Source organism: Pirellulales bacterium, assembly GCA_036490175.1.
Classification (GTDB): Bacteria; Planctomycetota; Planctomycetia; order Pirellulales; family JACPPG01; genus JACPPG01.
The window spans coordinates 1-9,340 of sequence record DASXEJ010000078.1; the positions used below are offsets into that span (position 1 = coordinate 1).

Annotated in this window: 8 protein-coding genes; 5 read left to right on the forward strand and 3 right to left on the reverse strand. The window is 62.9% G+C overall.

The genetic code is table 11. The features are described from left to right. The 3 genes from VGG64_05590 to VGG64_05600 form a co-directional block, all read right to left on the reverse strand. On the reverse strand, window positions 1-1,076 hold a 1,076-nt coding region (locus tag VGG64_05590), incomplete at its 3' end, for a hypothetical protein (protein HEY1599052.1). Window positions 1,077-1,109: 33 nt separating this feature from the next. After that, the gene (gene rnr, locus VGG64_05595; protein HEY1599053.1) at window positions 1,110-3,416 is read right to left on the reverse strand and encodes a ribonuclease R; all 2,307 of its coding nucleotides are present in this window, start codon (window positions 3,414-3,416) and stop codon (window positions 1,110-1,112) included. 120 nt (window positions 3,417-3,536) lie between these two features. Further along, window positions 3,537-4,538, reverse strand: a complete 1,002-nt coding sequence (locus VGG64_05600) for an OB-fold nucleic acid binding domain-containing protein (GenBank protein ID HEY1599054.1) — start codon at window positions 4,536-4,538, stop codon at window positions 3,537-3,539. A 388-nt stretch (window positions 4,539-4,926) separates the two neighbouring features. Between VGG64_05600 and VGG64_05605 the strand changes: the two genes are divergently transcribed. From VGG64_05605 to VGG64_05625, 5 genes are all read left to right on the forward strand, one after another. After that, on the forward strand, window positions 4,927-6,426 hold the full coding sequence (locus VGG64_05605; GenBank protein ID HEY1599055.1) for a glycosyltransferase family 87 protein: 1,500 nt from the start codon (window positions 4,927-4,929) through the stop codon (window positions 6,424-6,426). Window positions 6,427-6,465: 39 nt separating this feature from the next. Then, entirely contained in the window at window positions 6,466-6,789 is a 324-nt protein-coding gene (locus tag VGG64_05610) for a multidrug efflux SMR transporter (protein ID HEY1599056.1), read from the forward strand. Window positions 6,790-6,954: 165 nt separating this feature from the next. Further along, a complete protein-coding gene (locus VGG64_05615) occupies window positions 6,955-7,500 on the forward strand; it encodes a DUF4416 family protein (protein ID HEY1599057.1) in 546 nt (181 codons plus the stop codon). Continuing rightward, window positions 7,497-8,645, forward strand: coding sequence for an MraY family glycosyltransferase (locus VGG64_05620; protein HEY1599058.1), 1,149 nt, complete (start codon window positions 7,497-7,499; stop codon window positions 8,643-8,645). The genes VGG64_05615 and VGG64_05620 overlap by 4 nt, the downstream gene beginning before the upstream one ends. A 2-nt stretch (window positions 8,646-8,647) precedes the next feature. Further along, window positions 8,648-9,340 (forward strand): hypothetical protein (locus VGG64_05625; GenBank protein ID HEY1599059.1); only part of this gene is annotated, 693 nt, incomplete at its 3' end.

The window sequence follows — 9,340 nt, forward strand, 5'->3', positions numbered from 1 at the left end:
AACCGACCGAGGTCGGCGCGATGATTCTCGAACCAGGACCAGTCACGCATTTGATTCTCGAGCTTGTCGGCGTAGAGATCCTGAATCCAAGCCGGCACCGCAGGATCGATCGCTACTTCCAGCACGTCCAAGAGCGGTAACTGTCCTTCTTCGGCGTACGCCACGTGCGGGGGCGGGTCCCAGTGGGGTGGAAAGTCGTCGGGCCGGTGCGCAGACATTTTGCCCACGGCGTCGGCGATCCGCCGCTGCGAAAAATCGGTCTCGACGGCATGACGCAATCGTTGCTCGGGCTGCGTGCGCGGCAGGAGCGGCAACCACACGGCGATGGCACAGACGCCGAGAATCCATAACGAACGATTCACGGCGCCCACGGGTCGGGCCTCGGCCAGCGCGTATTGCCAGGACCGCTGCCCCTGCAGCGTTATCATTGTTCCCAAAAACCAAACGAACCACGTCGCGAAAGTCGCAATGCGGAAAAAGAAGACGACCGTAAGAATGACTTCCTCGCGCTCGCTGAGACGCACGCCACCCATGATGTTGAACATCGGCATCGGCGTAAGGAACAGCACGCCCAGCGCCACGCTGTCCGCAAACATCATGACCGGAAATAGCGTGGCCCACGCGCTCGCTCCGTACAACACCGAGACGACGCGTGTCATCAATGCCACGCGCCACACGGCAACCGTCCCCAGCAACCACAGATTGGCTTGCATCGCCTCGCCGGCCGACGCCATGCGCTCGACCGGAATGGCGTACAACCACGCCAGGGGCGCGGTCATCCAATAAAGCGAGAGGAACACTCGATAGGCGGGCCAGAAGGGCTGCAGTCCGACGCCCCGAGCACGCGCTACACCATTGACGAGCAAGAACAGCAGAAATGACGTAACGAGCGACGCGGCGAATGGAATTGCCAGATGCCACGGCTCCGCCCACAGGTCCTTTCCGTCGTATTCACGTGCGAAGCCGGCCGATAACACGAAAAGGGCACCCAACCAAGGTGCGCCAGGCGTGCGACCGATCTGCAGAATCGCCTCGCGATTGCCGACCAGGTACTTGAGGAGGGTGCGGATCGACATGGGGCGCACTCATTGCGATCGAGCGGCGGGCGTCTACTTCCGCTTCTTGCCGCGATTGCGATCCTTCTTCGGGCCGCCAGCGCTGTTTTTTTTGCCGGTGCGGCCCGCACTTTTTGGCCGGGTTTCGCGGCTGGCGGGGCGGACTGGCGGACGCGCCATGTCGCGCTGCGGACGCTCGACCAACTGAGGTCGCGTACCGCGCGTGACAATGCGCAGGTCCAACTCGCGTCGATCGACGTCGACCCGCGCCACCGCCACGCGAATCAGATCGCCCAGGCGAAAGCTGTTGCCCGAGCGTCGTCCGGAAAGGCTGTGCGTGCGGCGATCGAAGCTGTAGTAGTCGTCCGCCAACGAGCTGATATGAATCAGCCCCTCGGCCGGCAGCTCGATCCCTTGGGCAAACAGGCCGTATTCTTCGACGCCCGTCACAACCGCGTCCAACTCGTCGCCGATGCGCTCTCCCAGATAGGCGAGCAGTTTGACCTTGGTCAGTTCGCGCTCGGCCGCTTCGGCGCGGCGCTCGCGGTCCGAACAGTGCTGGCCTAGTACAACCAACTCGGTGAGGTCGTTGCGTGGTTTTTTCTTTTTCAGAATGCCGTCGATCAGCCGGTGAATGGTCAAGTCCGGATAGCGGCGAATCGGCGAGGTAAAGTGGCAGTAGCATTCGCTCGCCAGGGCGTAATGCCCTTCCTCGGCAGGACTGTAAACCGCTTGCGCCAGACTGCGCAAGATGGCATAGTTCACCGCCTGTCGCTCGGGCTTCTGCCCCACTTCCTTCAAGAGCCTTTGAATCTCGAAGCGGCTCTCCAGGCTGTCGGTCTGATATCCCAGCTCTTTCACGAAATCGGTGAGCGCCTTCAGCCGGCGCGGATCGGGGGCCTGGTGTACGCGACGTAGAAAAAGCAAGTCGGCGGCGGCCAAAGCTTCGGCCACGGCTTCGTTGGCCGACAGCATGAACTCCTCGATGACCTGGTGGCTCTCGGAATTCTGCACTTTGTGGGCACCGACGACGCGCCCTTGCTTGTCGAGATCGACCTTCACTTCGTCTAGCGATAATTCCAGCGAGCCGCGCTTCATGCGCCGCGCCCGCAGCATCATGGCCAGCTCGTGCATGCGGCCCACCAAATCGAAAACCTCGGCCGGCAACTTGGCCTTCCATTTTGGCCGATCGGCCAGGTAGTCGTCGATTTCTTCATAGGCAAAGCGGTGCCGGCTGCGAATCGCGGCCGAATGCAGATCCACGCCCACCCGGGCCCCGTCGGCTGTGAACTCGATCATGGCCGTCTTGGTGTACCGCACCCGGCCAGGTTGCAGGCTGGCCAGGCCGTTCGAGATTACCTCGGGTAGCATCGGCAATACACGATCGGGCAAGTACACGCTGGTGGCGCGCTTGTGCGCTTCACGATCCAGCGGCGAGCCTGGCCGCACGAAGTGCGACACGTCGGCAATGTGTACTCCCAGCAGCCAGTGGCCATTTTCTAGTCGTGCCAACGAGATGGCATCGTCAAAATCGCGCGCATCGACGGGATCGATCGTGACGATGACTTCCTGAGTCATGTCGACGCGGCCCGGCGGAATCGATTCGTCGAACTTGTCCGCCTCGGCACGAGCCGCCTCGTTGACGTCTTCGCCAAAATGCTCGGGCAGATTGAACTCGCGAATGATCGACATAGTGTCGACGCCCGGCGCGCCCTGCGGCCCCAGGACTTCGGTGATTACTCCTTCGCCTTCGTGCATGTGCGAAGGAAAGCGGACCATCTCGAAGACGACTTTGTCGCCCGGCTGGGCATTCTTGGCGCCGGGATCACCGACCGAGATGGCCTTGGTAAACACGGTGCCGTCGACCTGCACCATGCCCAAGCCGGCCGACTCGAAGTACGAGCCGACGAACTCATGGGTTTCGCGTTCGAGGACTTCCACGATCACGCCGCGCGGATTGCGGAAGCGGCCGCGCTCTTTCGACGGACGGACCAGCACCTTGTCGCCACTGGCGGCATCGAGCGTGTCTTCGGCCGCGATGTAGATGTCTTGCTCGCGGGTATGCGCTGCGCCCGCGCCCGCGGGGCGCACAAAGCCGAAGCCGCCGGCGGCGCGGCGAAAGACGCCCGTCACGCGGTTGACCACGGCCACGCCGCTACCGGGTCCGACCAGGTGGTTTGATCCGTAGGACAGCTCACCCCGCTTGACGAGCTTCTTGATCGCCCGCTTCAGGTCTGGAACTTCGTCCTGCGCGACGTGCAAGCGCTTGGCCAGCAGCTTCGGCTTGACCGGCCGATAGTCAGGCCGATTGATTAGTTCCAGAAGCTGCTTTTCGAGATCCTGCGGATCGGGATGGGCCATAATTAGATGATGAATGTGGAATGATGAATGATGAAGGGAAGAGCCGCCAGCACGCTTTGCCGCTCTTGATTAGTTGCATCCTTGGATTGATTCATCATTTTGCATTCATCAATGTCCTTCTTATTCGGCGCTGGCCAGCGGACGGGGGTCCGACGAGTAGTTATTCCCCTTGTACAGCTTGCGCCCCAGCCCTTGGTTATAAGCCGTCCAGGGACTCTCCACGTTCGGATCGTCGCGCATCTGCTGATTGAAGTTGTGGACCTTGGCGTCGAGGTTGTCCAGGTGGTGTAGCGCCACGGCTTCGAGCGTCATCGGCAACTTCGGGCTGCCATACTGATACTCGCCATGGTGGCTGATGATGATGTGCTTGAGCCGCAGCACGGTCTCTTCGCAGAGGGCCTCGCCCGAAAGCTTTTCGGCCTCGGCGACTTTCTTTTCCAGCATGCCGATGGCCATGACGACGTGGCCGATCATCTGACCTTCGTCCGAGTAGCTGAAGCCGCGCTCGTAGTTCAGCTCGTAGATCTTCCCCATGTCGTGAATGAACGCGCCCATCAACAGCATGTCGGGATCGATCGAAGGGTAAAGGTCCGTCAGACGATGCACGACCTCCATCAAGTTGGCGACGTGTTCCAGCAGTCCGCCGACGTAGGCGTGGTGGTTTTTCACGCCGGCCGGAGACTTCATGAAGCGCTTCATGAACTCGTCGTCCATCAAGAAGCACTCGGCCAGCGAAACCAATTGCGGGTTCGACATCGCGCGCAGCAATTCACCGACGCGGATCGCCAGGCGATCGATTTCGGCGGGCCCGAGCGGCATGAAGTCGGCCGCCTCGACCTCTTCGTAGCGGGCCTTGCAAATGTTGGCGGCGATCAGTTGCAGTGCGCCTTGATAGAGCTGCGTCGTCCCTTCCACGCGCACAAAGTCGCCGTCGTCGAAGTTCCGATAATCCGAGTCCGAGGCATTCCACATCCGCGCGCTGATCGAACCGGTGCGGTCCGACAGTTCGACTTGCAGATAGAGATTGCCGTTGCGATTCGGTCGCAATTGCTTTTGCGACGCGAGAAAAATCTGATCGACCGCTTCCTGATGCCCCAACTGATTGACAAATCGCCTCGGCATGCCATGACTTTCTACGAGCACCAGGAGCGGATGGACCTCGATCACCGCCAAGGAGCGGACCAATCGGCTTTTTACGAGCCGGATTGCGGAGGCGAGCGAGGGGGACGCCCCTGGGGGCTCAAAACGAGTGATGCAAACGCGGTCCGCGACCTCGCCCTGCGTCACGGCAGGGCCCCGGCGACCGCCAAGCCTTGGATTCTAGGACTCGGCTCCGAGAGCCACAAGGGTCGGCCGCATCACGGCCCCCGCTAGCAGGGGCGTATCCGTCTGGCAACAAAAGCTCGTTTTCTCGTAGAATCCCTCGCCCTGCGATGCCACCCCACCGACGGCGGTGCGATGGTTCGCGGCGCGACCCACGTCGCACCCGGGAAGAAAGGATTCGACCCTGATGAGCATCGCCACGATTCGTAGCCCCGTGCCTCCTGCTGCACGGCCGCGCTGGCCATTATACGTCGCCATCGCCGTGGCCCTGGTCGCCTGGTGCGCGCTCGACGTGCAGCGCCGCGGGCGGATCGATCCGGCGCGACCTCATTTGCATCGCACGGACTTCACGGCGTATACGGAAGCCAGCAGCGCGTTCTTCGACGGCCGTGATCCGTACGGAGTGACGAACACGCGCGGCTGGGGATATTGTTACCCGCCACTGTTCGCGCTGGTGGTGTCGCCGCTTGCGCCACTCGACCCGCGCTGGCAAGTCACGGTCTGGTTTTTTATCAGCGTGGCCGTGGCCTGGGGCATCTATCGTGAAAGCGCGCGGATCTTCAAGCACTTTGCCGTGATGGCGGGCTACACGCCCGCGACGCGTGAATTTCCGCGGTGGATCGGTTGGGCCGCGCTCGCTACGGCGCTATTGCCGGTCCTGAATTGCTTGCAGCGCGGACAGGTCGACGTGCTGAAGCTATACCTGGTCGTGCTGGGTTTTCGGCTGAGCGTCACGGGCACGGCCTGGCGTGCCTGGTTCTGCGGCGGCTTTGCGCTGGCCGCGGCGATCGTGCTAAAGGTGACGCCGCTGTTGCCGGCAGGATTTATCGTGGCCGTTCTGGTGGCGCGCGTGGTGCTGCGCCGACCGGACGATGCCTACGCCAGCCGTCGCACACTTGCCACGGGGTTGGGCCTCGCAGGTGGGGCCCTGGCGTTGCTGTTGCTGGTACCGGGCATGATCGTGGGCTGGCAGGCAAACCTGGGATATCTCGAGCGCTTCTATCACGACAAGTTGACCAAGGCCAACGACCATTTCGATTCGGACAAAACCGGCAACACCCGGTCGCTGCGCAATCAAAGCTTCTCGAACGCCGTGATTCGCTTGGGAGATTTTCTGGGCTATGAATTCTTGGGCGGGCCGGACGATCGATTGATCGATCGCGAGTGGCGCGGCGCGCCGACGATGATCATGGACGACCCTGGCGTAGGGACGGTGCTACTCGTGGCGCGTGCGGCCGCGGGCTTGCTGTTGCTGGCCGCGGGCGTGCTCACGATTTGGCGTCGCGACGTGCTGGGGCAAGCAGCCACGATCGGCATGGCCTGCACCGCCGCCTTGGTGATTTCTCCGATCAGCCGCGGCTACTACCACACGGAACTGGTCCCGGGCGTGTTACTGTTGCCGCTGTGGCTACTGGCGCGCGATATGCCGCGGGCCGCCCGCTGGATGGCCTGGACTCCGGTCGCGCTGGTGTTAGCGCACTACCTGGCGCTACCGATCACGGGGCGCTTGGGACTGCTGGGCATCGGCACCGCCACCTGGTACGCGATAGGCGTGACGATGCTGGTCGTGGGCGGGCGCGTGGGTCAGGTCACGCTGTCGGCGATTCCTGCCCCGAAGGTCAAGCTGCGTTTGCACGCCACGGCGGCCACGCGGCCCCCGGGCACACCTTCAATGAGCCCCGGCTAGCGGCACGATAAATCATCACCAGGCGGCCAGGAGCAATCCATGAGTTGGGTGTACTTGATCATGGCGATTGGCTGCGAGGTCGCCGGCACGACGTGCATGAAGCTCTCAGAGAGTTTCACGAAGCTGGTCCCTTCGATCCTGCTGTTCGCCCTCTATGGAGTCAGTCTGGCACTGCTGACGTTGGCACTGAAGGGCATTCCGGTCGGCGTGGCGTACGCCGTGTGGGCCGGCTTGGGGACGGCCGTGATCGCGGTGATCGCGACGATCGCCTTCGGCGAACCCCTCTCGGCCTCGAAGATCGTCTGCCTGGCGCTAATCATCACCGGCGTCATCGGCCTGAACATTTCGGGCGGCGGCCACTGAAACCGTGGGCCAGCCGGTTCGGGCGACGTACCGACCTTTCGGGCAAGAAGTCCCTGCTCAGTGTAGGATAGGGCTATCGCGGTTTCTGACGCCGGCGCGGCGGCATTCGTCCTCTCGGATCGACGACTGGCTCGCTCGTCAACGATCTCAACCCTGACACTTCGCATGGGCGAATCCTCGCCGCCGGAACCGGCATTGCGGCTCTTGGCCGTCTTCAGCCGCCATGACGCGGCGCTGGCCTGGGCGCGCGCGAAGGCCGAACAAGCCTGGGGGCCGGTGGCGCTCGCGAGCCCCGTGTTTGCCTTTCGCGAGACGGATTACTATCAGGCCACGATGGGTGACGAAATCAAGAAAATGTTCCTGGCGTTCGCCGAGCCCTTTGATCAGGGCGACGTGGTCGAGTCGAAGTTGCAGACGGGCGACTGGGAACGCGAGTACGCCGCCTGTGGATTTCATGCCGAGGAGCGGCCCGTGAATCTCGACCCGGGCTACCTGACCAACGCCAAGCTGGTACTGGCCTCGACCAAGGACCACGCGCACCGTATTTATCAATCGCGAGGGATTTACGCCGAGGTCACCTTGTTCTATCGCGATCGGCAGTGGCAACATCATCCTTGGACCTTCCCCGACTATCGGCGGGCGGACTACCAGGAATTCTTCACGCACGCCCGCGATTTTCTCCGCGCGCGCCAGAAGCAGGAACGTCGATGATCGTTTGGCTCGTGACGGGGGCGATCGTACCGGCGGCGCTGGTGGCAGCGGCCGCCGCCGCGGGCGTGCGCCGCGGCGCGCCGGGCTGGGGATTGGTCGACGAGCCCGGCCACCGGAAGGTTCATGTGCGCACGACGCCGCTAGGGGGCGGAATCGCTATCTGGTTAGGCGTCGTCGTGCCGATGGCCGCTGGTCAGTTGCTGTTGTGGTTGGTGGCGCGGGCCGCGCTATCACCCGGATGGGATTGGGTCGAGCGGATTCCCGTGCCCGCTTTCGTCGCGCCCCATTTGTCGGGCCTGTGGGAGCAATCGTCCAACTTGTGGTTGCTACTGGCAGCGGGCACTGTGCTGATGGCCTTGGGCCTGGCTGATGACCTGTGGGGCCTGGCCTGGCGGCCGCGCCTGGCGGTGCAACTGGCCGTGGCGTCGCTGGTCGTGTGGCGCGGATTTCAATTGACGATGTTCGTGGACATTCCCTGGCTGACCGCCGTGGTAAGCGTGCTGTGGATCGTGGCCCTGATCAATTCCTTCAACATGCTCGACAACATGGACGGTCTGAGCGCCGGGGTGGCGGCGATCGCCTCGGCCATGTTGGCGGCCGTGCTGCTCTCGACGCCCGACCCTGCCACCAGCCAGCCGCAATTGTTCGTGGCCGGGTTCCTGCTGGTGCTGGTGGGATCGTTGTTGGGGTTTCTGTGGCACAACCGTCCGCCGGCCCGCATCTTTATGGGAGACGCGGGAAGTTATTTCATTGGTTTCTATGTGGCGGTGGCGACGATCATGGCCACGTTCAGCGGCGGCGATCTGCCGCGCCACTCGATCCTGGCGCCGTTGTGCGTGATGGCTGTGCCGTTGTACGACATGGCCTCGGTGATATTGATCCGCTTGCGGCAAGGGCGCAGCCCGTTCGAGGCCGACAAGAATCATTTCTCGCACCGACTCGTCGACCTGGGCATGACCAAAGTGCAAGCCGTGTTGACGATCTACCTGATGACCGCGACCTGTGGACTGAGCGCGTTGTTATTGCACCAGGTCGACGCGGCGGGGGCCGTGATTATCGTCTTGCTCGTGACTTGCGTGCTGCTGCTCGTGGGCATCTTGGAAACGACCGTCCGCAGCGCCCAAAATCAACGTCCCAGGCCATAGCAATGACACGCACCCGGAAAACGGCCGCTAGCGCGCCTGACGAGGCTGACGTTTTCCGTCCGTGGCTATTGGCAGGCGCGGTAGCGCTAATCGTAGCCCGGCCGCTGCTCCCCAGCGAAGGAACGATCACCAGCAGCGACACGCTGTTGTTCATCTTGTTGCCGCTGGTACTGGCCGCGGTATGGGCGGTGCGCGCTACGATGCGGCGTGGCAGCATGGCCCGCTACGGCGCCATCGACCTGGCGGTCTCCGTGCTGGTCTTGTGGCACGCGGTCAGCGCCGTGATGGCCGTGCGCAACGGGGCGGCGCGTCCGGCGATTAATTCTGCCTGGCAATGGGTTGCCACAGCGACGATGTTCTGGCTGATCCGCCAACTAGTTGACGATCGGCGCGAGATACGGGCCCTGGTCGCCACGATGATTGCGCTGGCCGTGGCGATGAGCACCTTTGGCTTTCACCAGTTCTTTTACAGTATCCCACGAGATCAGGCCCGCTACGCCGAAGATCCCGATGGCGCGCTAGCCGAGGCGCGTGTCTTTGCGCCCGAGGGCTCTCGGCAGCGACTGCTATTCGAGAAACGCGTCAACAGCAGCGAGCCGATGGCCACGTTTGCCCTGACCAACTCGCTGGCCGGTTTTTTGGCGCCCTGGCTGATGGTCTCGCTTGGGATCGGTGCCGCGGCCTATGCGTTGCGG